Source organism: Nocardioides asiaticus (genome assembly GCF_040049175.1).
Lineage (GTDB): Bacteria > Actinomycetota > Actinomycetes > Propionibacteriales > Nocardioidaceae > Nocardioides > Nocardioides cheoyonin.
This window is the reverse complement of record NZ_JBDZDM010000004.1, coordinates 86,059-112,211: the sequence shown is the minus strand read 5'-3', so window position 1 is coordinate 112,211 and position 26,153 is coordinate 86,059. Positions and strand designations below refer to the sequence as shown.

Below are 26,153 nucleotides of genomic sequence, written 5' to 3'. Positions count from 1 at the left end.
CGAACTCCCGAACTCATGTGGTCACAACCCCCGACTCGACGTCATCGCCCGAGCCGCCGCTCCTCGTCGAGGACCGCCTGGGTGACGCCGACGACGCTGTCGGGCAGCAGGCTGATGGCGTCGATGCCGGCCTCGACGAGGAACCTCGCCACCTCGGGGTGGTCCGACGGCGCCTGGCCGCAGATACCGGAGTGGATGCCGTGACGCCGGCAGCCGTCGATGGCGAGGGCGATCATCCGCTCCACCGCCGGGTCGCGCTCGTCGTAGTCGAAGGCGACCAGCTCGCTGTCGCGGTCGACGCCGAGCGTGAGCTGGGTGAGGTCGTTGGAGCCGATGGAGAACCCGTCGAACCGCTCGGCGAACTCGTCGACGAGGATCACGTTCGACGGCACCTCGCACATCGCGTACACCTTCAGGCCGTTCCGGCCGCGCTCCAGACCGAGGTCGGCCATCCGGCCGAGGACCAGGTCGGCCTCCTCGAGCCGGCGTACGAACGGCACCATCACGATGACGTTGGCGAGGCCCATCTGCTCCCGGACCCGCCGCAGCGCCCGGCACTCGAGGGCGAACCCCTCGGTGTACGCCGGGTGGGCGTAGCGCGACGCGCCGCGGAAGCCGAGCATCGGGTTGTCCTCCTCCGGCTCGAACGCCCGGCCGCCGAGCAGTGCGGCGTACTCGTTCGACTTGAAGTCCGAGAGTCGTACGACCACCGGCTTGGGGTAGAAGGCGGCGGCGATGGTGCCGATGCCCTCCGAGAGCCGCTCGACGACGTACGCCGCCGGGTCGGGGTAGCCACGGACGAGGCGGTCGATCTCGGCCCGCTCGGCGGCGTCGGCGATCCGCTCGGGATGGAGCGCGGCCATCGGGTGCACCTTGACGGACTCGGTGAGGATGAACTCCATCCGGGCCAGCCCGACGCCGTCGTTGGGCAGGAAGGACGTCTCGAACGCGAGGTCGGGGTTGCCCAGGTTGACCATGATGTGGGTCTCCGGACGGCGGGTGGACGTCGCGATGACCTCGTCGACGTGGAAGGCCGCACGCCCGCGGTAGACGTGCCCGGTGTCGCCCTCCGCGCAGGAGACGGTCACCTCGTCGCCGTCGGTCACGACGGTGGTGGCGTCGCCGGTCCCGACGACGGCCGGCAGGCCGAGCTCGCGCGCGACGATCGCGGCATGGCAGGTGCGTCCGCCGCGCTCGGTGACGACCGCGCCGGCGACCTTCATCAGCGGCTCCCAGTCGGGCGTCGTGCTGGTCGCGACCAGCACGTCGCCGGGCGCGAAGTCCCCGGCCTCGTCGGGGCTGGTCACGATCCGCGCCCGGCCGGCCGCGACCCGCGCCCCGACGGCACGTCCGGTGGCGAGCAATTCGCCGTGCGACTCCACGACGTACCGCGCCGACGCCGCCGGCGCCCGCAGCGAGGCGGCGGTCTCCGGGCGCGCCTGGACGACGTACAGCAGACCGTCTGTGCCGTCCTTCGCCCACTCGATGTCCATCGGCCGGGCGTAGTGGTTCTCGATCGTCATCGCCGTGCCGGCCAGCTCGAGCACCTCGTCGTCGGTGAGGCAGAACCGCTCGCGGTCGGCCTCGGGCACCGGCTCGTTGCGCACCGGCTCGGTGGCAGGGTCACCCAGCACCATCCGGACCGCCTTGCTGCCGCGCCGGCGACGGAGGACGGCGCGGTGGCCGGCGGCGTACGTCCGCTTGTGGACGTAGAACTCGTCGGGCTCGACGACGCCCTGCACGACGTTCTCGCCGAGGCCGTACGAGCCGGTCACGAAGACCACGTCGCGGAACCCGGACTCGGTGTCGAGCGTGAAGACCACGCCCGAGGCCGCGATGTCGGAGCGGACCATCTTCATCACCCCGACCGAGAGCGCGACGGAGAGCTGGTCGTAGCCGTGCCGGCGCCGGTAGTCGACGCCGCGCTCGGTGAACAGGCTCGCGAAGCAGCGGCGTACGGCGTCGAGCAGCGCGTCCTCGCCGCGGATGTCGAGGTAGGACTCGTGCTGCCCGGCGAAGCTCGCGTCCGGCAGGTCCTCCGCCGTCGCCGAGGAGCGGACGGCGAGCGCGACGTCCTCGCCGTACTCCTCGCGCAGCCTGCGGTACGACGCCAGCACCTCCTCGGCCAGGTCGTCGGGGAGTCCCGCGGCGTACACGACGCCGCGCGCCTCCTCCGCCCGCCGGGCGAGGTCCTCGAGGGTGATGTCCCCCTCGAGGGGCATGTCCGCGAAGATCGCCCGGAGCCGCTCGTCGGCACCGGCGCAGCGGAGCACGTGCCGGAACCCCTCGGCGGTGACCGCGTAGCCGTTCGGGACGCGGACACCCTTGGCCGAGAGGCGGCGGTACATCTCGCCGAGCGAGGCGTTCTTGCCGCCGACGAGTGCGACGTCGTCGAGCCCGATCTCGGCGAAGGTCCTGACGTAGCTGGTCCTCTGGAGGGTGCTCATGCCCCCATGCCACGCCCGCGGACGCTGTGGCCACAGGGCCGCTTGGAGCGTGGTGGAGGGACCATCTGCCCGTCGTGGCAGGGACCCGTGTCGAAGGTCCCGGCCGGCCTAGACGGTTGACCCTGACTCCCGCACCCGCGCGCGGGGGATGGTGGAGGTGACATCAACAGAGGGGTTGAGATGAAGTACGACGAGACGATCGTGGTCGGGGTCAACGGCTCCGCCGGCAGTGCAGCCGCGGTGAGGTACGCCGCTCGGGAGGCCATCCGACGCGACGCCGCGCTGCGTGTCGTCCACGTACCGCCCACGGCGCTGCCGGTCTATCCGGCGGCGTACGAGATGTGCCCGGCGGAGCTCGAGGCCGCCGGCCGCCGGATCCTCGGCGAGGCGGCCGCGCTCGCGCGGGACTACGTCGCCTCCGACCGGGTCACGACCGCGCTCCTGAAGGGTCAGCGCGCGCAGGCCCTGGTGTCGGAGGCGGCCGGTGCGGCTCTGCTCGTGCTCGGCGACGAGTCGCTGCCGTACGCCGAGCGGCTCGTCACCGGCTGGGCCGGCGACGAGGTGATCGCCCGCTGCGCCACGCCGGTCGCGCTGGTCCCGTCGACCTGGCGCGCGGTGGGGGAGCGGCGCATCGTCGTCGCCGGCATCCGCGACCCGCGGCGCTCGCTGGCGCTCATCGAGATCGGCCTCCAGGAGGCCAGGCGCCGCGACGCCCGGCTGGTCCTGCTCCACGCGGCGTACCGGCCCGGTCTCGAGGACGACGACCTCGCCCGCGGCGTCGACCCGGAGCTGTGGCTGGAGGAGGACCGGCGGATCTTGGATGAGGTCTCCGCCCCACTCCGCGAGCGGTACGCCGACGTCCCCGTGGAGCTGCGCATCGAGCAGGGCCGGCCGTCGCAGGTCCTGCAGGGCGCCGCCGGCCGCGCCGGGCTGCTGCTGCTCACCCGGCGGCCGAGCAGCGCCGCGTCGGGGGCCTTCGGGCTCACCGGCCGCGCCCTGCTCCACGGGGTGCCGTGCCCGGTCGAGGTCCTCCCGCCTGCCCGCGAGTGGGCGCTGCCGGGCCCGCGAGCGGGGCACGCCGTCGAGCCCGCCGAGGAGCCCGCGGCCACGTAGGGCGGCCTACGACCCGGGTTGCTCGCTGACGGCTATGTGCGTCGGAAGCGGAAGTCGCCGTTGGCGAGCCGGGTGGGGTCGTAGGCCGGGTCGTGTGCGCGGCGATGATGGTGATGGCAGAAGATGACACCGTTGTCGAGGTCGGTGGATCCGCCGCGCGGTGGCGGTGGCGACGAGCGAGGGCCCAGGCCTGGACACATACCCCCGGATCATCTGGCCCGGCGAGCTCCGGCCCTCCGACCGGAGCTGTCACGGGCGGACCGGCTACGACCAAGACCTGCGATTATCGTACGTCAGTTCGACGACGCCCGTCAGCCGTTTTCCACCCCGATCTTGCGACCGGATCGGTCTAGGAGTGACCCGCGGCACCCCGGTGCCCCGGGACCGCGGCGACGAGCTGCTTGGTGTAGTCATCCCGCGGATGGCGGAAGACCTCGTCGGGGTCGCCGCTCTCGACGACCCGGCCGGCCCGCATGACGTAGACGTGGTGCGAGACGAGGCGTACGACGGCGAGGTCGTGGCTGATGAAGAGGTACGACAGCCCGAGGTCGCGCTGGAGCGAGACCATGAGGTCGAGGATCTGCTCCTGGACGAGGACGTCGAGGGCGCTGACCGCCTCGTCGAGCACGACCAGCTCGGGCTCGAGCGCGAGCGCGCGGGCGATCGCGACTCGCTGCCGCTGGCCGCCGGAGAGCTCGTGCGGCCGCCGGCCGGCGTACGACGGCGGGAGGGCGACCTTGTCGAGCAGGTCGACCACCGACCTCCGCCGCGACGCGGCGTCGCCGATCCGGTGGACCCGGAGCGGCTCCTCGACGACCTGCCCGATCGTGTAGCGCGGGTCCAGCGAGGCGTACGGGTTCTGGAAGACCGGCTGGACGGCCCGCCGGTAGGCGAGCAGCTCCTCGCCGCGCAGCGCCGAGACGTCGGCGCCGCGGTAGCGCACCACGCCGCCGTCGACGTCCTCGAGGCGCAGCGCCAGTCGGGCGGTCGTCGACTTGCCCGAGCCGGACTCGCCGACGATCGCGACGGTCCTGCCGCGCGGGATGGCGAGGTCGACGCCGTCGACGGCGTGGAACGGGTCGTGCCGGCCGCGCATCCGGTAGCGCTTCAGCGCGTCGCTGAGCTCGAGGAGGACCTCCGGCTCGGCCGTGCCGTCGGAGACGTCGCGGACCGGGGCGACCTTGGCGCTCGCCATCCCGGGGGCCGCGGCGAGGAGCCGCTTGGTGTAGTCGTGCTGCGGCTCGGCGATGACCTGTGCGGCGGGGCCGGTCTCGACGACCTCGCCGCGGTACATCACGACGACCCGGTCGGCCCGCTCGGCCGCGAGGGCGAGGTCATGGGTGATGAGCAGGACCGCGGACCCGATCTCCGACGCCAGCTCCGACATCTGGTCGAGGACCCGGCGCTGCACGGTGACGTCGAGCGCGGACGTCGGCTCGTCGGCGAGGAGGACCTCGGGCCGACAGGCGAGCGCCATCGCGATGAGCACCCGCTGCCGCATGCCGCCGGAGAACTCGTGCGGGTACTGGTCGAACCGGGTCTCCGGCTCGTGGATCCCGGCCTGGCCGAGGAGGTCGACGGCCCGCTCGCGCGCAGCGCGCCCCTTCGCGAGCCCGTGCACCTCGAGCGCCTCGACGATCTGCGCCCCTACCCGTATCACCGGGTTGAGGCCGGTCATCGGGTCCTGCGGGACGAGACCGATCCGGGCGCCGCGGATCGCGGTCATCCGCGCCTCCGAGGCGGCGGTGACGTCGAGGTCGCCGAGCAGGATGGTGCCGCCGGTGATCCGGCCGTTGTCGGCGAGCAGCCGGTTGACGCACGACGCGAGGGTGGACTTGCCGGACCCCGACTCGCCGACGACCGCGACCGTCTCGCCGGCGGCCAGGTCGAGGTCGACGTGGCGCAGGGCCTCGATCTCGCCGCGCGAGGTCGTGAAGGAGACCGAGAGGTCACGGACTGTCAGGACCGGCTCGCGGTCGGGGGTGTCGGTCATCGTTCCTCACTGCCGTGGAACCGCTCGAGGCCAGCCTCGAGCAGGACGTCCTGGATGTCGGGACCCTGTACGACGTCGGGCAGCCGCGGCGTCGCGTCGCCGAGCGGCAGGGGACCGGTCGTGCCGTGCAGCCGGGTCGCGCCGCCGGCGACGACGAGCTCCTCCTCGAGCGCGAACGCCAGCCACGTGCCCGTGAAGCCGGGGTGATGGAGCAGGGTGAGCACGCCTCCGGCGTACGGCACCTGGCGGCGGCGGAATCCCAGCGCCTGCTCCTCGTGCAGCGGCGACGGAGTCGCGAAGCGCGCGAGCACCTTCGCCGGCACGAAGGAACCGTGGCGAAGTGCCGCGCCCAGCACGAGGAGGTCGTCGACGGTCGCGAACAGTCCGGCGTGGCCGGCGACCCCACCGAGGGCGTGCGCCGCGTTGCCGTCGCTCGCCTCCCCACGGATCGGCCGGTCGCGCCAGCCGTCGAACCGCTCGGGCCCGATGCCGACCGGATAGGGCCGGCCGCCGGCGAGCATGGCGTGCTCGTAGGCGTCGCTGTCCGCGCTCGTCGCGGCATCGTCGGGCGGCACCGGGCCGTAGCGGGCGGACAGCCCGAGCGGCTCGGCGACCACCCGGCGGTGGGCCTCGGCGAGATCGAGCGTGGAGACCCGCTCGACGATGTGGCCGAGCAGGATCATCCCGAGGTCGGAGTAGCGCCAGACGCTCCCCGGCGAGGCGGCGAGCGGGAGTCGCTGGGCGACCAGCAGCGCGGTCTGCCGGTCGGTCTCCTCGGCGTACAGCGGCCACCACGGCTGCAGTCCGCCCGTGTGCGTCAGCAGCTGCTCGACGGTGACCTCGTCCTTGCCGCCGCCGGCGAAGCCGGGAAGGTGCCGCCGGACCAGGTCGTCGAGCCCGAGCTTGCCGTCGGCGACCAGCCGCATCACCAGCGGCGTCGTGGCCGCGATCTTCGTCACCGACGCGACGTCGAGCAGGAGCCCCGGCGTCATCGGCACCCCCGGACGTCCGTCGGCCGGCAGCGCAGCCCATCCGGCGGCGGTGACCAGGCAACCGTCGGCCGTGCGTACGCCGACGACGGCGCCCGCGGGATGCCGCCCGTCGCCGCCGAGGAGCAGCAGCCGGTCGGCGTACGACTGAAGGGTCATGACGCACCACCACCGGAGCCGTCGACGACGAGCCCGTCCGGCCAGGCCGGCAGCGCGTCGGACGGCACGCCCGCGGCGCCGGGCGTGATCCGGCCGAGCACCCTCGCCCCGGATGCGCCGGTGCACGACGGCACGTTGCCGGGCAGGCCGTGGGCCGTCGCCCAGCCGATGAGCGCGAAGGCGACCGCCTCCTTCTCCCCGGCGGGTACGCCGAGGGCGTCGCTCGTCAGGACCCGCACCTCGGGCAGCAGCGCCACGATCCGCTCCATCAGCACCGGGTTGCGTACGCCGCCGCCCGACGCGACCAGGACCTCGAGCCCCGCCGCCGCGACGGCCCGCGAGACCGTCACCGCCGTCAGCTCGGTGAGCGTCGCGACGAGGTCCGGCACGGACGTCTCGACCCCCGCGCGGGCGGCCGCCTCGCGCACGTAGGCGAGGTGGAAGAGCTCCTTGCCCGTGCTCTTGGGTGGGGGCAGCGCGTAGTACGGCTCGGCGAGCAGATCCCCGAGCAGCCCGGCCACGACGGCGCCCTCCCGAGCCAGGGCGCCGTCGCGGTCGAACGTCTCCTCGCCCGGCGCCGCGGTCACGACGGCGTCGATGAGTGCGTTGGCCGGGCCGATGTCCCACGCCCGCGGCTCGGCCGCGGGCGCGCAGACGGTCAGGTTGGCGATGCCGCCGAGGTTGAGCGCGCCGGCCCGCCGGCCCTCGGCGACGTACGCCGTCAGCAGCCGGGTGTCCAGCAGCGGCACGAGCGGCGCGCCCTGACCGCCGGCGGCGAGGTCGGCGGCGCGTACGTCGGACACGACCGCCACACCGGTCGCCTCGGCGATCCACGCCGGCTGGCCGAGCTGGAGCGTGCCGAGCCCCCGGCCGTCCTCGACCCAGTGGAAGACAGTCTGCCCGTGCGAGCAGACCAGGTCGACCGGCCCGGCCGCAGCGACGGCCGCGCGCGCCGCGCCGGCGAAGGCCTGCCCGAGCGCGGTGTCGAGCTCGCACGCCACGTCGAAGCCGACCGGCGCGGGCGGGAGCGCGGCGATCAGCCGCTGCCGCAGCGCGCCGTCGTACGCCGTGGACCCGGCGTGCTCGATCCTCCCGACGAGCGTTCCGCCCTCGACCGCGAAGTCCACCACCGCGACGTCGATCCCGTCGTGGGAGGTCCCGGAGATCATGCCGAGCACGCGCATCAGCCACGCTCCTCGATGACCGCGCGCAGCCGCCCGCCGGCGGCGTCGAGCGCGCGCCTCGCCTCGTCGGCGTCGAGGCCGGTCGAGATCATCGCGATGGCGAGCTTGGCGTGCCAGTCGGCGGCGTCGAGCGTCTGCCGCGCGGTGTCGTCGTCGACGCCGGTCGCGAGCGTCACGATCCGGACCGCCCGCCGGACCAGCTTCGCGTTGGTCGCCCGGACGTCGACCATGAGCGTCTGGTAGGTCTTCCCGAGCTGCACCATGCTCACCGTCGAGAACATGTTGAGCACCATCTTGGTCGCCGTCCCGGCACCCAGCCTGGTGGAGCCGGCGACGATCTCCGGGCCGACCGGGATCTCGATCCCGTGGTCGGTCGCCGCGGACAGCGGGGTGTCGAGGTTGCACGACAGCCCGACCGTCAGCGCGCCCGCCTCGGCGGCCCGGGCGACGGCTCCGAGGACGTACGGCGTACGTCCGCTCGAGGCGATCCCGACCACGGTGTCGAGCGGTCCGACGCCCAACCCGTCGACGTCGGCCGCGCCGGTCTGGGCGCTGTCCTCGGCCGACTCCACGGAGCTGACGATCGCCCGCGGGCCGCCGGCGATGAGCCCGACGACCACGTCGCCGGCCGTGCCGAACGTCGGCGGCACCTCGGAGGCGTCGAGGACGCCGAGCCGCCCGGACGTTCCCGCGCCGGCGTAGATCAGCCGGCCGCCCTCGCGCATCCGCTCGACGGTGGCGGCGATGGCGGCGGTGATGGTCGGCAGCGCGGTGCGTACGGCGCCGGCGATGGTCGCGTCGCGGTCGTTCATGAGCTCGACCAGGTCGGCGACGGTCAGCTCGTCGAGCATGAGGCCGCGGTCGTCGACCGCCTCGGTCGCGAGCTCGTCGAGGCCGGCCAGCTCGTCGAGCCCCTCGCTCCGCTCGGGTGTCTCGTCGCTCATCGTCGGCCTCCCGCCCGCGGGTCGAACGCGGCGCGCAGGCCGTCGCCGACGAGGTTGAGCCCCACGACCGCCACCATCAGGGCGGCGCCGGGGAAGAGCAGCATCCACGGCGCCACGCTCACCAGCGACTGTGCGTCGTACACCATCCCGCCCAGTGACGCTGCCGGCGGCGGCGTCCCGAAGCCGAGGAAGCTCAGCGACGCCTCGGTGAGGATCGCCCACGACAGCGACAGCGTCACCTGGACGACGAGGATGCCCCGCATGTTCGGCAGCACGTGCTCGAACAGGGTCGACAGCCGGCTGCGCCCGATCGCGGTGGAGGCGAGCACGTAGTCCGCCTGCCGCAGGGTGAGGACCGGCCCCCGCGCGACGCGGGCGAAGATCGGCATGTAGACGATCGCGATCGACAGCGCGACGGTCACCCAGCTCCGCTTCAGCGTCGCGGCCAGGGCCAGCGCCAGCAGGAGTGAAGGGAACGCGAAGAGGACGTTGGTGATGACGCCGACCACGCGGTCGACGACGCCCTGGTAGTAGCCGGCGAGCACGCCCAGCACCACCCCGACGACCGCCGCGGCGGCCACGGAGACCAGCGCGACGCGCAGCGAGTTGGCCAGCCCGGAACAGACCCGGGCGAAGGTGTCGCGGCCGAACTGGTCGGTCCCGAACCAGTGCGCCCCGCCCGGCCCCTGCAGCGACTCGCGGACGTTCTGCTGCGCCGGGTCGTGGGTCAGCCCCAGCGCCGCGAGGAGGGCGAGCACGACGACCGCGACCATCAGCACCAGCCCCACGATCCCGGCCGGCGTGCGGAACGCCGCCGCCCAGGGATGCGTACGTCGGGGCGCGGCGGCCTCGGGCAGGTCGGGGACCTCGTGCATGTCCGCCGCGGCGCTCATCGCACCCTCACCCGCGGGTCGACGACCCGGTAGAGCAGGTCGGTCAGGAGGTTCACCAGTACGAACATCGCGGCGATGATCAGCACCGTGCTCTGCACGACGGCGTACTCCTTCTGGTTGAGCCCGAGCAGCACCTGCCGGCCGATCCCCGGGATCGCGAAGATCTGCTCGGCCACGAGCGCGCCGCCGAGGAGGAAGCCGAACTGCAGCCCGCTCATGGTGACCACCGGGATCAGGGCGTTGCGCAGGATGTGCCTGACCTGCAGCCGGCGCGCCGGGACGCCCTTGGCGCGCGCGGTCCGTACGTAGTCCTCGGCGCGCACGGCCAGGATCGCGGCCCGGGTCGTGGAGAAGACCGGCGAGGCGATGCTGATACCGAGCACCAGGGCCGGCAGCAGCATCTGCTCGAGGTTGAGGCCCGGGTCCTCCCAGAGCCGCCGGTAGCCCTCGCCGTTGGGATACCAGCCCAGGTTGTTCGCCAGCCAGCTCGACACAGCCGTCGCGAGCAGGAACGACGGGATCGACAGCGCCAGCAGGCTGGTCAGCTGGCTGACCTGGTCCCGGGCCCTGCCCGGACGGCTGGCGGCGAGCATGCCGCCGGGTACGCCGAGCACCAGCCCGACCACGATCGATAGCACGGCCAGCTCGATCGTGTTGGGCAGCGCCTGAGCGGTCATCGACAGCACGGTGAGGTGGGACGTGGCGGAGACGCCGAGGTGGCCGGTGAGAACACCGCCGAGCCAGCTGAAGTACTGCACGAGCAACGGCTTGTCGACGCCGTAGTAGGCCTCGAGCGCGTGCACCTGCGCGGGCGACAGGTCGCCGGCGGCGGTGCCGTACGCCGCGGTGATCTGGTCCCCGGGCACGACCCGGAGCAGCACGAAGGTGAGGACCGAGACCCCGAGCAGGGTCAGGACGGCCTCGCCGACGCGCCGCGTGATCGGATGGCGCGCGAACGCGCTGAGCCGGGCTGCCACGGTCAGGAGATCGACGCCTTCCACAGCGTGGCCAGCGACGCGTCCGTCCGCGCCTCGAGCCCGTGGACCGCCTTGTTGGCGACGATGTAGTCCTTCGGCGTGAACAGCCAGACCCACGGCGCGTTGTCGACGAGCTGCTTCGAGACCTGCTCGTAGATCGCCTTGCGCTTCGAGGTGTCCGTCGTGGCGATGCCCTGCGCGAAGAGCTTGTCGAGGGTCGGCGAGCTGTAGCCGGCCACCTTGTTGTAGCTGCCGCTGCTGGTGAAGTAGCGGGCGTACATCGTGTTCGGGTCCGAGCTGCCGCCGTTGAGCGCGATCGCCGCGTCGAAGTCGGCGTCGAGCCACTTCTGGACGTACGCGTTGGAGTCGAGCGTCTCGACCTTCACCTTGATCCCGACCTTCGCGAGCTGGGCCTGGATGTTCTGCGCCTCGTCCACGGCGGTGGAGTAGAGGCCCTGCGAGGTCATCAGGTCGAGCGAGAAGCCGTTCGGCTTCCCGGCCTTGGCGAGGTACTCCTTGGCCTTCGTCAGGTCCTGGTCGGGGCAGGGCTGGTCGTCGGGGTCGGAGCGGTACTCCGGCGAGGTGATCGGCCCGGTCGGCTCGCCCGCGCCGAGCGCCGCGGAGTCGATGACGTCCTGCCGCGAGATCGCGCACTGGATCGCGAGCCGGGTGTTGACGTTCGACAGCACCGGGGAGGAGGCCCGCAGCTGCAGCACGTGGTAGGAGAGTGAGTCGACCGGCGTACTCGACGTCTCGCCCGACTCCGCCGTCTTCGCCGTCACCGGGTTGTCGAAGATCGCGACGTCCACCGAGCCGGTCTTGAGCGAGGACACCATCGACTGGTCGTCGGGGATGATCCGGAACTCCACCTTCGCCGCCCCCGGCGTTCCGGCGTAGTAGTCAGGGTTGCGCTTGAGCGTGATCGACTCGTTCGGCGTACGGCTCACGAACTGGTACGGCCCCGAGCCGACCGGCTTCGTCTCCAGGGTCTTCACGGGGACGTCGGAGGGCACGATGGCGGTGTTGACCAGGGTCAGACCGGAGACGAACGACGCGTCCGGCTGCTTGAGGTGTACGACGACGGTCTGCTTGTCGGGGGTGTCGATGCTCGCCACGGAGGCGAAGTACGACGCCGAGCTCGCGCTCGAGGCCGGGTCCATGATCTTCTCGTAGGTGTACTTGACGTCGGTGGAGTCGAGCGCCGACCCGTTTCCGAAGGTCAGCCCCTTCTTCAGCGTGAACGTGTAGGTCTTGCCGTCGGCCGAGACCTTCGGCAGATCGGCGAGGCCGGCCTCCGGCACGCTGTCCTCGTCGGTGTTGAGCAGGGGGCTGTAGATCTGCGACAGGACCTGGATCGACTGGGTCGACGTCGACGTCCACGGCACCATCTGGGTGGGGTCGGCGGTGATGCCGAAGACGAGGGTCCCGTTGCCGTCGCCCGACGAGCCCGAGCCGGAGCTGCCGCAGCCGGCGAGCAGGCCGGTGGTCAGCAGGGTCGTGGCGAGCGCGGCGCTGGCGGCGCTGAGCTTCCCATGGGCGCGGCGTCCGGGGGCAGGCTTATTCACGGGTTCCTCCAGGGGGATGGGTGCGTCCCCGAGCGACGGCACCGGCGGGTCCTCCCGATGCTAGGGGAAAATGTTTCGCCCGTGGTCTCGGATCGGTAAATTACTGACATCCGGCCGCTAGGGTGGCCGCCGACCGGGGGAGAGGCGGAGCTGATGAGCGAGGACGTGCTGGTGCGGCTGCGCCAGGCCCGGCCGGGCCTGCGGCCGAGCGAGCGCCGGATCGCCGACGCCGCCCTCGCCGACCCCGCCGGGATCGCCGGGCTCACCATCACCGAGCTGGCCTCGCAGCAGGCGACGTCGACGGCCACCGTCGCGCGGTTCTGCCGCAGCGTCGGCTTCGACGGCTACACCACCTTCCGGCTCGCGCTCGCCCGTGCAGGCGCGGACGAGACCGGTCGGCGGGTCGAGTTCGGCGTGTCCGAGGGGGACATCGACCCCACCGACACCACCCGGGAGATGGTGCAGAAGCTCGCCTTCCAGGAGGCCCGCGCGGTCGAGGAGACCGCCGCGCTGCTCGATCTCGAGCAGCTCGACCGGGTGGTCGCCGCGATCGCCGCAGCGCCGGTCGTGGACGTCTACGGCTCCGCGTCGAGCGGGCTCGCCGCCCAGGATCTGCAGCAGAAGCTGCGTCGCATCGGCCGCCAGGTCAACGCGTGGACCGATGCCCACCTGGCGCTCACCAGTGCGGCCGTGCTCCCGGCCGACGCCGTCGCCATCGCCTTCTCCCACTCCGGCGAGACCGAGGAAGCCATCTCCGCGCTCGAGACAGCCGCCGGTCGGGGTGCGTTCACCGTCGCCGTCACGAACTTCCCCGACTCGCCCCTCGCCCGGCTCGCCGACGCGACGCTGACGACGGTCTCGCGGGAGACCCGGTTCCGCTACGGCGCGATGTCGAGCCGGATGGCGCAGCTGATGATCGTCGACGTCATCTTCCTCGGCGTCGCGCAGCAGCACCCCGACTCCGTCTCAGTCGCCCTCGCAGCGACCTTCGACGCGGTGGCGAACCGCCGCCGTTGACCCGCTGTGTGACCAGCGTCACACTCGATGGTAAAGAACCGTCGGCCACCTTCGGGGGTGCGCAATGCCAGCTCGGACCCGTCGTACTGCTGTTGTCGTCGCGGCGCTCGGCCTCGTGCTCGCCGCGCTCGTCACGTCGCCACCGGCGGTGGACGCGCATCCGTCCGGGGGCGGCGGTCACGGCCCCGGGCGGTCGTCGCTCGACGTACGCACCGACACGGGGGTCGTGCGCGGGTTCCGCGACCAGGGCGTGGACACCTTCCGCGGCATCCCGTACGCCGCCCCGCCGGTCGGCGCGCTGCGATGGCAGCCGCCGCAGCCGCACGCGCGCTGGCGCGGCGTGCTCGAGACGACGTCGTACGGTCCGCGCTGCGCCGCGCTCGAGAGCACGAACGGGCCGCGGACCGAGGCAGAGGACTGCCTGTATCTCAACGTCGACCGGCCCACCGGCGCCCGCCCCGGCGAGCGGCTGCCCGTCTACGTCTTCATCCACGGTGGCGGTCTGGTCAACGGCAGCTCCAACCAGGCGAGCGGCGAGAAGATCGCCCGCGAGGCGCACGTGATCGTCGTGTCGATGAACTACCGGCTGGGCGTCTTCGGGTTCCTCGGCCTGTCGGGGCTGTCGGGACAGGGGAGCGGCGACTACGGGTTCCTCGACCAGCAGGCCGCGCTGCGCTGGGTGCGCAGCAACGTCGCGGCGTTCGGGGGCGACCCGGGCAACGTGACGGTCGGCGGCGAGTCGGCGGGCGGGTTCTCGGTCTGCGGCCACCTCACCTCGCCCGGCTCCCGCGGACTCTTCAACCGCGCGATGATCCAGAGCGGCTCCTGCCTCTCGCGGCCGGTCGCCGAGACCGAGACCGACAGCACGAGCTTCGCCGCGGCCGCCGGGTGCTCCGACCCGGCCACCGCCGTCACGTGCCTGCGCGGCAAGGACACCGCGACGCTCCTCGACGCCAGCTCCGGCTTCTCGCCGACACTGACCAGCGGCACCGCCGCGCTCCCGGAGCCGCCGACCGACGCGGTCGCCGCCGGCCGCTTCACCCGCGTCCCCGTCGTGAACGGCTCCAACCGCGACGAGGGCCGCACCTTCGCGCAGGGCTACATCGGCGCCGACGAGGCGGCGTACGACGACTTCGTCCGGTCCTCCTATCCCGACGACGCCGACGCCGTGCTCGCGCACTACCCGTGGCCCGCCACCGCCGACCGGTTCACCGCGGCGTACCTCGTCGGCGCGATCATGACCGACTCCGGCATGCTCGCCGGCATCGGCGGCTGCGGCGCGCTCTCGCTCACCGAGCAGCTCGCCCGCTGGGTCCCGGTGCACGCGTACGAGTTCGACGCCCGCAACGGTCCCGGCCTGACGCCGATCGAGGGCTACGTCTGGGGCGCGGGCCACGCCGCCGAGCTCGCCTACCTCTTCCCGAGCTTCGACAACGGCACGCCCATCGCCCCGACCTTCGACGCGGGCGAGCGGCAGCTGTCGCGCGACATGGTCCAGTACTGGGGCTCCTTCGTCGCCCGCGGTACGCCCTACGCCCCCGGCCGGGCCTTCTGGCCCGTGTGGAACGGCTCGGGGCAGGTCATGTCCCTCCGCGTCGCCGGCCAGAGCCACACCATCTCCACCGCCGCCTACCGCGCCGAGCACCAGTGCGACTTCTGGGACTCGGTCGGCTGACGTCTCAGGTGTCGCCTCGGCGCCGCCGGCAACCCCTGAGCCCCGCTACATCCTGACCGCCACCCCCGCTGGTCGTCTTGAGCAAACGTTCGCTCAAACCGGGAACCACCCCCACGAACGCGGTCGGCCGAGGCGCGCCGGACCTTCGGACTTATCCACAGGAGTCACGTTCGGTGTTGTTTGCGTGCGTTTGCGTATGGATAGATGTCGTGCGTGAACGCTCGCATCGACACCGACCACGGCGGGGGCACCGTCTCGGACCACCTGTACCTCGCCCATGCCGCGCTCGTCCCGGCGGTCGAGTCACTGGCCGGCGCGCTGTCGGGCAGCGGCGGGATGGCGGGCAGCGGGCTGGGCTCGGAGGGCTGGGCGTCCGACTACGACCCGGCAGCGGGCCGGCTGCTGACCGGTGCCGCCGATCTGGCGTCGGGCGCGGGCGTACTCGCGAACCTGACCAACGCGACCTTCCGCAACCATGCCGCGGCCGACGGCGGAGCGGTCGTACGCCTCGAGCCTGGGGAGCCCGGCGGGGAGGTGAACCCGGAGTACGCCGATGGCGACCCCGACCCGGCCCACAACACGACACTGCTCTCACCGGGGGCGCCGCCCGGGACGCGCGGCCACAACGGCGGGGCGCCCGACGTGTGGGCCAAGCTCCAGGCGGCGCCGGGCGTCGTCGGTGCCCTGGTCTGGCCCGACGCCGACACCGGCCGGCTCCGTGACACCGCTGCCGCATGGCACCGGGCGGCGTACGCCCTTGAGAGCGCCGCCCGGTATCCCGAGCTGGCCCGCATTGATCTGACCGGGCTGCGTTCGCCGGAGATCCCGATGGCGGAGCAGGCGTTCGGCCGGATGCGCGACGACTGCTACGGGCTGTCGGCGGCGATGGGGAAGATGGGGCGGGCGTGCACGGACTACGCCGACGCGGTCGAGAGCATCCGCGACGAGATCCTCCACGCCCTGCGCGACCTGGAGCGCGACAGCGTCATCAACGGCGTCGCGTCGGGTGTGCTGAGCCTTGTCACCGCCGGCGGCGGTGCCGGTGTCGCCGCGGAAGTCGAGAGCGCCCTGCTCGCACGGGTAGCCGTCCGCGTCGGCGCCCTCCTCTACAAGCTTTCCAAGCTCGTTGAGCGCGCCAAGGCCGTCGTCGGCCCGGCGCTCGAGGCTGTGTCCGCGATCCTGCTGCGGCTTCCCAAGCTTCGCGACGCGGTCGTGATCAATGCGAAGTTCCGGGAGTTCGCGACGGAGGTGCTGCCCCGACTCCAGGCTCCCGAGATCACGTTCCAGGCTTCTCAAGTGCGCAGGAAGTTCAAGCACGCCAAGGACTTCGGGGTCCTTGGCAATTTCAACAAGGCGAACTCGGCGAGCTTCACGTCTGCGATCCGCGACTTCATGAACGCTGATGGCACCGCTGTCATGTCCGGCACGATGCGCGGCCAGGAAGGCAACGTCATCATCTACTACGACGCCATCACGCAGCTTTTCGTAGCCACGAAAGCGGATGGTTCGTTCATCAGCGGATGGCGACTGCGCAAGTCGCAATTCGAAAAGCTTCTTACGGAAGGACACGTGGGCCTTGGCTGAGTCGCATCCCGATGTCACCCAACTCCGGTCGCTCATGGAGGACCTGGTGGCTGGCAGGATCGAGCCGGCGGGTTTTCCGGCCGAGTACTTCTCGCGGTATCAGCGGGCGCCGGATCCGTTGCCGCTGGAACTCGAGCGGGTCTTTGAAGAGGTCTTCTGGCTGGCCGAGGAGTACGTCGCGGAGCCGGAACTGCGGGAGCCAGGGGATCTGGATGAGAAGCAGCTCCTGTGCGGCGTTGCCGAGCAGCTGAAGCGTCTCGACGCGCTCGGCTGACCTTGCTGCGCGGCGTTGGCGCGCTTACGCCATGTGCCATCGGCTCTTGTGGTGGTCACGCGCCCCCGCTCTCGGGCGGACTGGTTCCGTGGACGACTGTGTTGGTCTCGACGCCGGCCACTCCGTGTCCGGGCTCGACCAACGAGGGCGGCCGCTCGACCAACATTCTGAGGAAGATCGGTGGGGACTTCCGCGTTAGAGCATCGACGGCGTTAGACTCGGCGTCGCGCCAGGTTCGCGGCCCGACGTCATGGGACCGACAGAGGGCAGCCGACCCGGACCAGATGCGCCGCTCGCGCAGGTCCGGCACGTCCGCCCCCGCAGTCGCGGGCCGTCGTACGCCGCCGGTGCATGGGCCTGAAAGCTTGGGCCCGTCCGACCCCTCGGGGTCGCTGTTGTACGTGCCACGCCACCCAGGAACGTGGCTATAGGAGGAATCCTTTGGCTCGAGGAGCCGCTACCCGTCGGGGCTCACGCCCCACGCAGTCGCGCAACCGCCGCAAGACCGCGCACAAGGACAACGAGGGCATCATCCCCGTCCTCGCCCAGGTCGTGCGCGAGGTCGAGAGCGCCGTCCAGCGACGCTCGGCGATGCCCGACGTACGCACGAAGTTCCAGGTCGTCGCCCTGCTCGCCCGCGACGAGCGCCACCGCGTGCTCGAGGACGGGACGCTCAACGAGCAGCGCCGCGCCGAGCAGCTGAAGCGGCTCGACGGCATCGCGACCATCCTCGCGAAGACCGCGGCACTCGACTCCCGTCTGTTCGAGCTCCTCGGCGAGGGCGCGGTGGTCTCCGACGCCGCCGTCGAGCTCAAGCGCGAGCTCATGGAGCAGGCCGGGCTCGAGGTGCCGGAGGAGGAGCCGAAGAAGGACGAGGAGGAGATCGAGCTCGTCCCGGACAAGCGCGTCGTGCCGATCTCGGTCGTCCAGCGCCAGCTCTCCAACCCGTTCCTCGTCCCCGACTTCTCCTCCGCCAAGCCTGTCGTCCACGCCCGCCGCCTCGCCGGCTGGGAGCTGCTCGGGCCGCTGTTCCGCAGCTTCGAGTACGCCGGAGACGGCCCCTCCTGCATGCCGCTGCCCGACGCGCTGACCGCCGAGCCGATCCCGGTGCCGGTCGGCCGTGAGCTGATGCCGCACCAGATCCAGACGATCTCCGCGGCCGCCGAGGGCCACCGCACCTTCCTCCTCGCCGACGAGCCCGGCCTCGGCAAGACCGCGCAGGCGCTGCTCGCCGCGCAGGCCGCCGACGCCTACCCGCTGCTCGTCGTCGTTCCCAACGTCGTGAAGACCAACTGGGCGCGCGAGGCGGCGATCTGGACGCCGCGGCGTACGTCGACCGTCATCCACGGCAACGGCGAGGACGTCGACGGCTTCGCCGACATCGTCGTGGTCAACTACGAGATCCTCGACCGCCACGTCGGATGGCTCGGCGACTTCGGGTTCAAGGGGATGGTCGTCGACGAGGCCCACTTCATCAAGAACAAGACCTCCCAGCGCTCCCAGCACGTCCTGCACCTCTCGGACCGGATCCGGCAGCGCACCCCCAACCCGCTGATGATGGCGCTGACGGGCACGCCGCTGATCAACGACATCGAGGACTTCCGCGCGATCTGGCAGTTCCTCGGCTGGATCGACGAGACCAAGCCGCTCGGCGAGCTCCTCGAGGCGCTCGAGGAGACCGGGCTGACCCCGCAGGACCCCGGCTTCTACCCGGCGGCCCGCCGTGCCGTCGTCGCGCAGGGCATCGTCCGGCGCCGCAAGGTCGACGTCGCCGCCGACATCCCGGCCCGCCGCGTCGCCGACATCCCCGTCGAGCTCGACGACGAGATCGGTCGCTCCATCCGCGAGGCCGAGGCCGAGCTGGCCCGCCGCCTGCTGGAGCGCTACGACATGGCGATCAAGACCCGCACCTCCGGCGAGGCGGTCGACGGCATCGACCTCGAGCTCGTACGCCGGGTCGCGAGCTGGGAGCGCGAGGACAGCGACACCTCCACCGGCGAGAACGTCTTCGGCATGATGCGCCGGATCGGCAAGGCGAAGGCCGGTCTCGCCGCCGACTACGCCGCGCAGCTGGCGCGTAACGTCGGCAAGGTCGTCTTCTTCGCCAAGCACATCGAGGTCATGGACGCGGCCGAGGAGACGTTCGCCCGGCGCGGCATCCGCTACGCCACCATCCGCGGCGACCAGACCACGCGGGCACGCGAGCGCAACATCGAGGAGTTCACCAACGACCCGGGCGTCGAGGTCATCGTCTGCTCGCTGACCGCGGCCGGTGTCGGCATCAACCTGCAGGTTGCGTCCAACCTCATCCTCGCCGAGCTGTCGTGGACCGACGCCGAGCAGACCCAGGCGATCGACCGGGTCCACCGGATCGGCCAGGACGAGCCGGTCACCGCATGGCGGATCATCGCCGCCCAGACGATCGACACCCGGATCGCCGAGCTGATCGACTCGAAGGCCGGGCTCGCCGCCCGCGCCCTGGACGGGTCGGACGAGGAGATCGGGTCGTCGGCCGACGTACAGCTCGAGGCGCTGGTCTCTCTGCTCACCGAGGCGCTCGAGCGCCGCGAGGGCGTCCGCGTCTGACCCCCGGTGGGGCTGGCGCCGGCACGTACGCTGTCGGCATGACGCTCCTCATCATCCTGGTCGTCCTCGTGGCCGCCGGGCTCGCCTACAAGTTCCGGGTGCCGCTGCTCGCCAAGATCCTCGGCCAGCCGCGCAGCCGGATCGAGCGGCGCTTCGGCGGCCGCAAGCAGCTGCGCTAGAAGCCGATCCGGAGGCCGGCGTAGTTCTCGGCGAGGCCGGCCGCTCCGGCCTGGCTGGAGGTGACCCAGCGCAGCTGGGAGAGCTGCAGCTGGGCGTCGAAGTCGTCGTCGGACCGGTGCAGCATCGAGGTCATCCACCAAGAGAAGTGCTCGCAGCGCCACACCCGGCGCAGAGCGGTGTCGGAGTAGGCGTCGGCGAGCGACGCGTCGCCCTTGAGGAGCGCGACGAGGGCGGGCGCGAGCAGTGCGACGTCCGCGATCGCGAGGTTGAGCCCCTTGGCGCCGGTGGGCGGGACGATGTGGGCAGCGTCGCCGGCGAGGAAGAGCCGGCCGTGGCGCATCGGTGATTGGACGAAGCTGCGCATCGGCAGGACGCTCTTGTCGGTGATCGGTCCGGAGTGCAGCTCCCAGCCGTCCCGGCCGTGGCCGAGCCGGGTGGCGAGCGCCTCCCAGATCCGGTCGTCGGACCAGTCCTCGACCGGCGTGCCGTTGGGCACCTGCAGGTAGAACCGCGACACGGTCGCCGACCGCATCGAGTGGAGCGCGAAGCCGTCGTCGTGCCAGGCGTAGATGAGCTCGTCGGTGGAAGGCGGTACGTCGGCGAGGATGCCCAGCCAGGAGTACGGGTAGACCCGCTCCCACGTCCGCCGGCCCGACTCCGGGATCGCCGTACGGCTCGGACCGAAGGAGCCGTCGCATCCGACGACGACGTCGGCGTCGAGCCGCTGCGGTGCGCCGTCACGGTCGGTGTACGTCACCGAGGGCCGGTCGCTCTCGAGGTCGTGCAGCGCCACGTCTGAGACCTCGTACATCACCCGTCGGCCGTCGGCCTCGGCGGCCACGTGCAGGTCGGCCTGCACCTGCGTCTGGCCGTAGACCCACACGCTGCGGCCGACCAGGTCGACGAAGTCGAGGTGGTGTCGCTCGTGCGGCCACTGCAGGTAGATGCCGCGGTGCTCGTCGCCGTGCGCGTCGATCCCGGCGCCCAGGCCGACCGAGCGGAGCAGCTCGACCGAGGAGTGCTCCAGGATGCCGGCGCGGATCCGCGCGGCGACGTACTCCTTCGAGCGGGACTCGAGCACGACGGCCTCGACGCCGTCGGCCGCGAGCAGGTGCGCGAGGAGGAGGCCGGCAGGGCCGGCGCCGACGATGGCGACTTCGGTACGCACCAGGACATGTCACCACCACCCGCTGGTCCGGCGCGACCGGCGGGTTCCGCTGGCCGGAAGGGAATCCCTCTGCGGCCCCGCGCGTTGACCGATCGTGCCGGGAACCTCTCGGCACCGATCCACGCAGGAGAGGCAACCATGGCGACCACCACCCTCGGAGCCGAGAACTTCGAGAAGACCGTCACCGACAACGAGATCGTGCTGGTCGACTTCTGGGCCAGCTGGTGCGGCCCGTGCCGCCAGTTCTCGCCCGTCTACGAGGCGGCCTCCGAGGAGCACCCGGAGATCGTGTTCGGCAAGGTGGACACCGAGGCCGAGCAGGCGCTCGCCGGCGCCGCCCAGATCACCTCGATCCCGACGCTGATGGCCTTCAAGAAGGGCCACCTCGTCTTCTCCCAGCCGGGCGCGCTGCCGGCCCCGGCGCTCAAGCAGGTCATCGACGCCGTCGTCGACCTCGATGTCGACGCCGCGCTCGCCGAGGCCGAGAAGCAGCAGAAGGACTGACACCGGTCGGGTCGTCGAGCCGGCCGAGACGCCGCCCGCCATCCGGATGCAGTACGCCGGCGGCGTACGCCATCCGGTTTGATGGACCCGTGACACCCGACGACGCCCAGGCAGAGCTGCTCCGTCTCCGGACGAGCATCGACAACCTCGACGCCGCCCTCGTGCACCTGCTCGCCGAGCGGTTCAAGTGCACCGAGCAGGTCGGGCGTCTCAAGGCGCGCGCCGGGATGCCGCCCGCCGACCCGGACCGCGAGGCCGTCCAGATCGAGCGCCTGCGGAAGCTGTCCGACGAGTCCGGCCTCGACCCGGCCTTCGCCGAGAAGATCCTCAACGTGATCATCGCGGAGGTCATCCGCAACCACCGGCAGTTCCTCGACTCGGAGTGAACCGGCCCCGCTGCCGGCCCGCGATCGGCATCGACGTGTCTGCTACTCCGGTACGACCGCGTCGCCGACCGCGATCGTGCCCGACTCGAGCACGCGGAAGACCGTGCCGGCGCGCCGGCGGAGCGCCTCGGCGGCACCCGGGCCGAGCTCGTCGTCGAGCAGACGGCACGGCGCCGCGACGCGGACGACCTCGAGCAGGACTCCGCCGACGCGCAGGCGCGTGCCGGGAGCGGTGGGTACGTCGCCGTGGCTGACGGTCACGTTGCGCCGGGTGAGACCCGGCTCGACCGGCCGGCCGAGCTGCTCGGCCGCGTCGTCGAGCCGCTCCTGCGACTGGAGCGTGACGTGGCGGTGCCGGCTGCCGTGGTAGCGGTCGCCGACGAGGCCCTTGCCCGCCTCGGCCTCGACCCGCTCGACCGACTTCGTCGGCAGCCGGCGTCCGGGCGCGACGTGGATCGCGGTGACGATCGGGGTGACGATTGCGGTCTCGGCCGGTGCGCTCACGCCGCACCACCGGCCGCGGTGAGAGCGAGGTAGCGGGCAGGGTCGGCGACGACCCGGCGTACGACGCTGCCGGCGGCGCCGCGGACTGCGGCCTCGGCGCCGAGCCGCGAGCTGAGGACCGCGGGCGGCGCGGGGAGGTGGCGGCCGAGGGTCTCCTCGACACAGGGCCGGAGCCAGGGTGCGAGCTCGGCGAAGAGGCCGCCGAGGACGACCGCGTCGGGGTCGAGCAGGTTGGTGACCGAGGCGAGCGCGACGCCGAGGTGGCGGCCGGCGTCGCGGACCGCGCCGATCGGCTTCTCATCGCCGTCGGCGCACCGGGCGAGCAGCTCCGCCCGGTCGGTGACTCCGGCCTGGGCGACGATCGCGTCCTGGCCGGCCAGCCGCTCCAGGCAGCCGCGGCCGCCGCACGAGCACGTCGGCCCGTCCGGGTCGAGGACGACGTGGCCGAGCTCGCCGGCGCGCGCGTGGGCGCCGCGGAAGAGGCGCCCACCGACGACCACGCCGCCGCCGATGCCGATCTCGCCGGAGACGTGGACGAAGTCGGGCGGCGCCTGCCCGCCGAACCACAGCTCGCCGAGCGCGGCGAGGTTGGCCTCGTTGTCGACCGTGACGCCCAGGGGAGTGGGGTCGAGTGCCTCCGCGAGCCGCTCGGCGAGGGCGACGTCGTGCCAGTGCAGGTTGGGGGCGGAGAGGACCCGGCCGCCGCCGTCGACGGTGCCGGGTACGGCGACGCAGACGCCCGCCAGGTCGAGGTGCTGCTCCTCGGCCGCCCGACGGGCGGCGCCGGCCACCGCAGCGAGCTCGGCGAGGACCGATGCGGCCGAGGGCCCGCGGTTGTCGCGTGTCACGACGTGGCGGTAGCGCGGGCCGCCGCCGAGGTCGGTCACCACGGCCGCGAGGTAGTCGACGTTGACCTCCAGCCCGAGACCGGCCGCACCCTGGCGGTCGACGCTCAGCACGGCCGCCGGCCTGCCGCGGTCGCCGGCCGGCGTACCGCCCGCCGCCTCCGCCACCAGCCCGGCGTCGACGAGGTCGGCGACCAGCCCCGAGACCGAGGACTTCGTCAACCCGGTCCGGGCGGCCAGCTGCGCACGGCTGAGCGGCCCGGCATCGGCCAGCTCGCCGAGCACGAGCGCGAGGTTGCTCGCACGCATGCCGGCGTGCTGGAGCGCGGGACGCATCGCCATGCCGCCAGATTAGATCATGTCCCGTACTTTCGGTGCTCGAGCCGCTGCGCGCCGGAAGAGCCGTTGACAGAGCCTGCCGTCAGAGGTTGGATCGCCCTATTAGTCCAAGACGTGGAAGAAATGGAGCGGCCATGACGACGACGGCGACAACGGGGTCGGCCGGCACCTACCAGCCGGTGCCCGAGGACAAGTTCAGCTTCGGTCTGTGGACCGTCGGCTGGCAGGCGGTGGACGTGTTCGGTCCGGCGACGCGGCCACCGATGGACCCGGCGTACGCCGTCCACAAGCTCGCCGAGCTCGGCGCGTGGGGCGTGACCTTCCACGACAACGACGTCTTCGAGTTCGACGCCGACGACCAGGCCCGCGACCAGGCGCTCGCCTCGTTCCGCAAGGCGCTGGACGAGACCGGCGTCGTGGTGCCGATGGTGACGACCAACCTGTTCGGCCACCCGGTGTTCAAGGACGGCGGCTTCACGAGCAACGACCGGGGCGTACGCCGGTTCGCCCTCGCCAAGGTCGCCCGCAACCTCGACCTCGCCGCCGAGCTGGGCGCGAAGACCTTCGTGATGTGGGGCGGCCGCGAGGGGGCCGAGAGCGCCTTCGCGAAGGACGTCGGGCTGGCGCTGGACCGCTACCGCGAGGCGGTCAACCGGCTCGCCGACTACGTGCTCGAGCAGGGCTACGACCTGCGGTTCGCGATCGAGCCGAAGCCCAACGAGCCGCGCGGCGACATCCTGCTGCCGACGATCGGCCACGCGCTCGCCTTCATCGAGACCCTCGACCACCCCGAGATGGTCGGCCTCAACCCCGAGGTCGGCCACGAGGAGATGGCGGGCCTCAACTTCGCGGCCGGCATCGCCCAGGCGCTGTGGCACGGCAAGCTCTTCCACATCGACCTCAACGGCCAGCACGGCCCGCGCTTCGACCAGGACCTCCGCTTCGGTGCCGGCAACCTGCGCGGCGCGTTCGCGCTGGTCGACCTGCTCGAGACCCACGGTTACGACGGGCCGCGGCACTTCGACTTCAAGCCGCCGCGCACCGAGGACGAGGCGGGCGTCTGGGCGTCGGCCGCGGGCTGCATGCGCAACTACCTCGTGCTCCGCGAGCGGGCCGCCGCCTTCCGCGCCGACCCGGAGGTGCAGGCGGCGCTGGAGGAGTCCGGGCTGGGCACCCTGGCGGAGCCGACGCTCGCGCCGGGGGAGACACTCGCGGACGTGCGCGCGGAGAGCCACGACATCGACACAATGGCGGCGCGCGGCTTCGGGTTCGAGCGGCTCGACCAGCTCGCCATGGACCACCTGCTCGGCATCGGTCGGCAGAGCCGCTGAGCTCGCTTCTGGCTAGGCTGGGCTGATGCCACTTGTCGCCGGGGTCGACTCGTCGACCCAGTCCTGCAAGGTCGTGGTCCGCGACGCCGAGACCGGCGAGCTGGTCCGGTCGGGGAGCGCCGCGCATCCCGACGGCACCGAGGTCCACCCGGACGCCTGGTGGTCGGCGCTGGAGGAGGCGTCCGCCGCGGCCGGCGGTCTCGCCGACGTCGCCGCGGTCGCCGTCGGCGGCCAGCAGCACGGCATGGTCTGCCTGGACGAGTCGGGCGCCGTCGTACGCCCCGCGCTGCTGTGGAACGACACCCGCTCCGCCGACGCCGCGGCGGCCCTGGTCGACGAGCTCGGCCGCGACGTGTGGGCCAAGGCGACCGGCTCCGTGCCGGTCGCCAGCTTCACCGTCACGAAGCTGCGCTGGCTCGCGGAGCACGAGCCGGAGTCGGTGCGGCGTACGGCGGCGGTCTGCCTGCCGCACGACTGGCTGACCTGGCGCCTCGCGGGCGCCGCCGGCCTCGACTCGCTGGTGACCGACCGCAGCGACGCGAGCGGCACCGGCTACTGGTCGCCGGCCGACGGCGACTACCGGCCCGACCTGCTCGAGAGGTCGCTCGGCCGCTCCGATGTCACGCTGCCGCGCGTCCTCGGACCTGCCGAGCGCGCCGGCACGACCGGCGGGGGAGCCGCGGTGGGCCCCGGCTGCGGCGACAACGCCGGCGCCGCCCTCGCGCTCGGTGCCGGGCCGGGCGACGTGGTCGTCTCGATCGGAACGTCCGGCGTGATCTCGGCCGTCTCCGCAGCCCCGACCGCCGACCCGACGGGCATGGTCGCCGGGTTCGCCGACGCCACCGGGCGGTTCCTGCCACTCGCCTGCACCCTCAACGCCGCGCGCGTCCTCTCCGCCACCGCGAACCTCCTCGGTGTCACCCTCGAGGAGCTCTCCGACCTCGCCCTCAAGGCGCCGTCGGGCGCCGGCGGGCTGGTCCTCGTGCCGTACCTCGAGGGCGAGCGCACCCCGGACCGCCCCGGCGCCCACGGCGTGGTCCACGGGCTCACCCTGAGCACCGCCGAGCCGGCGTACCTCGCCCGCGCCGCCGTCGAGGGGCTCCTCTGCGGCCTCGCCGACGGGCTCGACGCACTCCGCGACCAGGGCGTCCCCGTCGAGCGCCTCCTGCTCGTCGGCGGCGGCGCGCGCTCCGAGGCCGTACGCCGGCTCGCCCCAGCCGTCCTCGGCCACCCGGTCACGGTCCCCGAGCCGGGTGAGTACGTCGCCGACGGCGCAGCCCGCCAGGCCGCCTGGACCCTCCTCGGTGGCGACACCCCGCCCACCTGGGCTCCCGCCGGAGTCGAGGTCTACGAGGCGACCCCCGACCCCGCCGTACGCGCCCGCTACGCCGAGGTCCGCGAGCTCACCGAGCGTTGAATCGCGGGTTGTGACCGGTCGATTCGGGGGTTATGACCGGTCTTCGGGTCAGAATCCCCGACTCAACGGGTCCGAACCC

Annotated in this window: 22 protein-coding genes; 11 read left to right on the top strand and 11 right to left on the bottom strand. The window is 72.5% G+C overall.

From position 1 onward, the window contains the following. Positions 1-41: 41 nt before the first annotated feature. Positions 42-2,447: a phosphoenolpyruvate synthase gene (gene ppsA / locus ABLE53_RS15535; protein ID WP_348859917.1), complete on the bottom strand. Its 2,406-nt coding sequence runs from the start codon at positions 2,445-2,447 to the stop codon at positions 42-44. Positions 2,448-2,627: 180 nt separating this feature from the next. Between ppsA and ABLE53_RS15530 the strand changes: the two genes are divergently transcribed. Then, the gene (locus ABLE53_RS15530) at positions 2,628-3,560 is read left to right on the top strand and encodes a universal stress protein (RefSeq protein WP_348859916.1); all 933 of its coding nucleotides are present in this window, start codon (positions 2,628-2,630) and stop codon (positions 3,558-3,560) included. A gap of 349 nt (positions 3,561-3,909) precedes the next feature. Here ABLE53_RS15530 and ABLE53_RS15525 read toward each other — a convergent pair whose 3' ends face one another. From ABLE53_RS15525 to ABLE53_RS15495, 7 genes are read right to left on the bottom strand one after another with little or no spacing between them, the layout of a single operon-like run. Next, on the bottom strand, positions 3,910-5,553 hold the full coding sequence (locus tag ABLE53_RS15525; RefSeq protein ID WP_348859915.1) for a dipeptide ABC transporter ATP-binding protein: 1,644 nt from the start codon (positions 5,551-5,553) through the stop codon (positions 3,910-3,912). Continuing rightward, positions 5,550-6,701, bottom strand: a complete 1,152-nt coding sequence (locus tag ABLE53_RS15520) for a serine hydrolase domain-containing protein (protein WP_348859914.1) — start codon at positions 6,699-6,701, stop codon at positions 5,550-5,552. Before ABLE53_RS15520 ends, ABLE53_RS15525 begins: the two co-directional genes overlap by 4 nt. After that, the gene (locus tag ABLE53_RS15515; RefSeq protein WP_348859913.1) at positions 6,698-7,885 is read right to left on the bottom strand and encodes an anhydro-N-acetylmuramic acid kinase; all 1,188 of its coding nucleotides are present in this window, start codon (positions 7,883-7,885) and stop codon (positions 6,698-6,700) included. Before ABLE53_RS15515 ends, ABLE53_RS15520 begins: the two co-directional genes overlap by 4 nt. Beyond that, positions 7,885-8,829: an N-acetylmuramic acid 6-phosphate etherase gene (gene murQ / locus ABLE53_RS15510; RefSeq protein ID WP_348859912.1), complete on the bottom strand. Its 945-nt coding sequence runs from the start codon at positions 8,827-8,829 to the stop codon at positions 7,885-7,887. The genes ABLE53_RS15515 and murQ overlap by 1 nt, the downstream gene beginning before the upstream one ends. Continuing rightward, on the bottom strand, positions 8,826-9,722 hold the full coding sequence (locus ABLE53_RS15505) for an ABC transporter permease (protein ID WP_348859911.1): 897 nt from the start codon (positions 9,720-9,722) through the stop codon (positions 8,826-8,828). Before ABLE53_RS15505 ends, murQ begins: the two co-directional genes overlap by 4 nt. After that, positions 9,719-10,699 (bottom strand): ABC transporter permease, encoded by a 981-nt coding sequence (locus ABLE53_RS15500; protein WP_348859910.1) that lies wholly within the window; start codon positions 10,697-10,699, stop codon positions 9,719-9,721. Before ABLE53_RS15500 ends, ABLE53_RS15505 begins: the two co-directional genes overlap by 4 nt. Before the next feature lie 2 nt (positions 10,700-10,701). After that, positions 10,702-12,264 (bottom strand): ABC transporter substrate-binding protein, encoded by a 1,563-nt coding sequence (locus tag ABLE53_RS15495; RefSeq protein WP_348859909.1) that lies wholly within the window; start codon positions 12,262-12,264, stop codon positions 10,702-10,704. Positions 12,265-12,417: 153 nt separating this feature from the next. Here ABLE53_RS15495 and ABLE53_RS15490 point away from each other — a divergent pair, with 153 nt between their 5' ends. The 6 genes from ABLE53_RS15490 (at position 12,418) to ABLE53_RS15465 (ending at position 19,579) form a co-directional block, all read left to right on the top strand. Beyond that, a complete protein-coding gene (locus ABLE53_RS15490) occupies positions 12,418-13,281 on the top strand; it encodes a MurR/RpiR family transcriptional regulator (protein WP_348859908.1) in 864 nt (287 codons plus the stop codon). A 64-nt stretch (positions 13,282-13,345) separates the two neighbouring features. Next, on the top strand, positions 13,346-14,956 hold the full coding sequence (locus ABLE53_RS15485; protein ID WP_348859907.1) for a carboxylesterase/lipase family protein: 1,611 nt from the start codon (positions 13,346-13,348) through the stop codon (positions 14,954-14,956). 213 nt (positions 14,957-15,169) lie between these two features. Further along, on the top strand, positions 15,170-16,540 hold the full coding sequence (locus tag ABLE53_RS15480; RefSeq protein WP_348859906.1) for a colicin D domain-containing protein: 1,371 nt from the start codon (positions 15,170-15,172) through the stop codon (positions 16,538-16,540). Positions 16,541-16,574: 34 nt separating this feature from the next. Next, positions 16,575-16,814, top strand: a complete 240-nt coding sequence (locus ABLE53_RS15475) for a colicin immunity domain-containing protein (RefSeq protein ID WP_348859905.1) — start codon at positions 16,575-16,577, stop codon at positions 16,812-16,814. A 441-nt stretch (positions 16,815-17,255) separates the two neighbouring features. Beyond that, complete coding sequence (locus ABLE53_RS15470) at positions 17,256-19,400, top strand: DEAD/DEAH box helicase (protein WP_348859904.1); 2,145 nt, start codon at positions 17,256-17,258, stop codon at positions 19,398-19,400. 38 nt (positions 19,401-19,438) lie between these two features. Then, positions 19,439-19,579 (top strand): hypothetical protein, encoded by a 141-nt coding sequence (locus ABLE53_RS15465; RefSeq protein ID WP_348859903.1) that lies wholly within the window; start codon positions 19,439-19,441, stop codon positions 19,577-19,579. On the opposite strand, the gene ABLE53_RS15460 is transcribed toward ABLE53_RS15465, so the two are convergent. Next, entirely contained in the window at positions 19,576-20,748 is a 1,173-nt protein-coding gene (locus ABLE53_RS15460; protein WP_348859902.1) for a 4-hydroxybenzoate 3-monooxygenase, read from the bottom strand. The two genes, ABLE53_RS15465 and ABLE53_RS15460, sit on opposite strands and share 4 nt — an antisense overlap. Positions 20,749-20,886: 138 nt before the next feature. On the opposite strand from ABLE53_RS15460, the gene trxA reads away from it, so the two are divergent. Both trxA and ABLE53_RS15450 read left to right on the top strand, forming a co-directional pair. Continuing rightward, positions 20,887-21,252 (top strand): thioredoxin, encoded by a 366-nt coding sequence (gene trxA, locus ABLE53_RS15455; RefSeq protein WP_348859901.1) that lies wholly within the window; start codon positions 20,887-20,889, stop codon positions 21,250-21,252. Between the two features lie 89 nt (positions 21,253-21,341). Beyond that, entirely contained in the window at positions 21,342-21,638 is a 297-nt protein-coding gene (locus tag ABLE53_RS15450) for a chorismate mutase (protein WP_348859900.1), read from the top strand. Positions 21,639-21,680: 42 nt separating this feature from the next. Here the strand turns inward: ABLE53_RS15450 and ABLE53_RS15445 are convergent, their stop codons facing one another. Together ABLE53_RS15445 and ABLE53_RS15440 are read right to left on the bottom strand one after the other, a co-directional pair. Then, on the bottom strand, positions 21,681-22,142 hold the full coding sequence (locus tag ABLE53_RS15445; protein ID WP_348859899.1) for an MOSC domain-containing protein: 462 nt from the start codon (positions 22,140-22,142) through the stop codon (positions 21,681-21,683). Beyond that, on the bottom strand, positions 22,139-23,329 hold the full coding sequence (locus tag ABLE53_RS15440) for an ROK family transcriptional regulator (RefSeq protein WP_348859898.1): 1,191 nt from the start codon (positions 23,327-23,329) through the stop codon (positions 22,139-22,141). The genes ABLE53_RS15445 and ABLE53_RS15440 overlap by 4 nt, the downstream gene beginning before the upstream one ends. Before the next feature lie 131 nt (positions 23,330-23,460). Between ABLE53_RS15440 and xylA the strand changes: the two genes are divergently transcribed. Together xylA and xylB are read left to right on the top strand one after the other, a co-directional pair. Next, positions 23,461-24,657 carry a xylose isomerase gene (gene xylA, locus ABLE53_RS15435; RefSeq protein ID WP_348859897.1) on the top strand — a complete coding sequence of 399 codons (1,197 nt, stop codon included), beginning with the start codon at positions 23,461-23,463 and terminating at the stop codon, positions 24,655-24,657. 25 nt (positions 24,658-24,682) lie between these two features. Next, the gene (gene xylB, locus ABLE53_RS15430) at positions 24,683-26,074 is read left to right on the top strand and encodes a xylulokinase (RefSeq protein WP_348859896.1); all 1,392 of its coding nucleotides are present in this window, start codon (positions 24,683-24,685) and stop codon (positions 26,072-26,074) included. Positions 26,075-26,153: the final 79 nt, after the last annotated feature.

What these genes read in the sequence shown, in the direction of transcription:
- murQ (WP_348859912.1), bottom strand. Translation starts at nt 8,829, where the DNA reads ATGAGCGACGAGACACCCGAGCGGAGCGAGGGGCTCGACGAGCTGGCC.
- ppsA (WP_348859917.1), bottom strand. Translation starts at nt 2,447, where the DNA reads ATGAGCACCCTCCAGAGGACCAGCTACGTCAGGACCTTCGCCGAGATC.
- ABLE53_RS15515 (WP_348859913.1), bottom strand. Translation starts at nt 7,885, where the DNA reads ATGCGCGTGCTCGGCATGATCTCCGGGACCTCCCACGACGGGATCGAC.
- ABLE53_RS15465 (WP_348859903.1), top strand. Translation starts at nt 19,439, where the DNA reads ATGACGCTCCTCATCATCCTGGTCGTCCTCGTGGCCGCCGGGCTCGCC.
- ABLE53_RS15505 (WP_348859911.1), bottom strand. Translation starts at nt 9,722, where the DNA reads ATGAGCGCCGCGGCGGACATGCACGAGGTCCCCGACCTGCCCGAGGCC.
- xylA (WP_348859897.1), top strand. Translation starts at nt 23,461, where the DNA reads ATGACGACGACGGCGACAACGGGGTCGGCCGGCACCTACCAGCCGGTG.
- xylB (WP_348859896.1), top strand. Translation starts at nt 24,683, where the DNA reads ATGCCACTTGTCGCCGGGGTCGACTCGTCGACCCAGTCCTGCAAGGTC.
- trxA (WP_348859901.1), top strand. Translation starts at nt 20,887, where the DNA reads ATGGCGACCACCACCCTCGGAGCCGAGAACTTCGAGAAGACCGTCACC.
- ABLE53_RS15475 (WP_348859905.1), top strand. Translation starts at nt 16,575, where the DNA reads ATGGAGGACCTGGTGGCTGGCAGGATCGAGCCGGCGGGTTTTCCGGCC.
- ABLE53_RS15485 (WP_348859907.1), top strand. Translation starts at nt 13,346, where the DNA reads ATGCCAGCTCGGACCCGTCGTACTGCTGTTGTCGTCGCGGCGCTCGGC.
- ABLE53_RS15525 (WP_348859915.1), bottom strand. Translation starts at nt 5,553, where the DNA reads ATGACCGACACCCCCGACCGCGAGCCGGTCCTGACAGTCCGTGACCTC.
- ABLE53_RS15520 (WP_348859914.1), bottom strand. Translation starts at nt 6,701, where the DNA reads ATGACCCTTCAGTCGTACGCCGACCGGCTGCTGCTCCTCGGCGGCGAC.
- ABLE53_RS15490 (WP_348859908.1), top strand. Translation starts at nt 12,418, where the DNA reads ATGAGCGAGGACGTGCTGGTGCGGCTGCGCCAGGCCCGGCCGGGCCTG.
- ABLE53_RS15530 (WP_348859916.1), top strand. Translation starts at nt 2,628, where the DNA reads ATGAAGTACGACGAGACGATCGTGGTCGGGGTCAACGGCTCCGCCGGC.
- ABLE53_RS15440 (WP_348859898.1), bottom strand. Translation starts at nt 23,329, where the DNA reads ATGGCGATGCGTCCCGCGCTCCAGCACGCCGGCATGCGTGCGAGCAAC.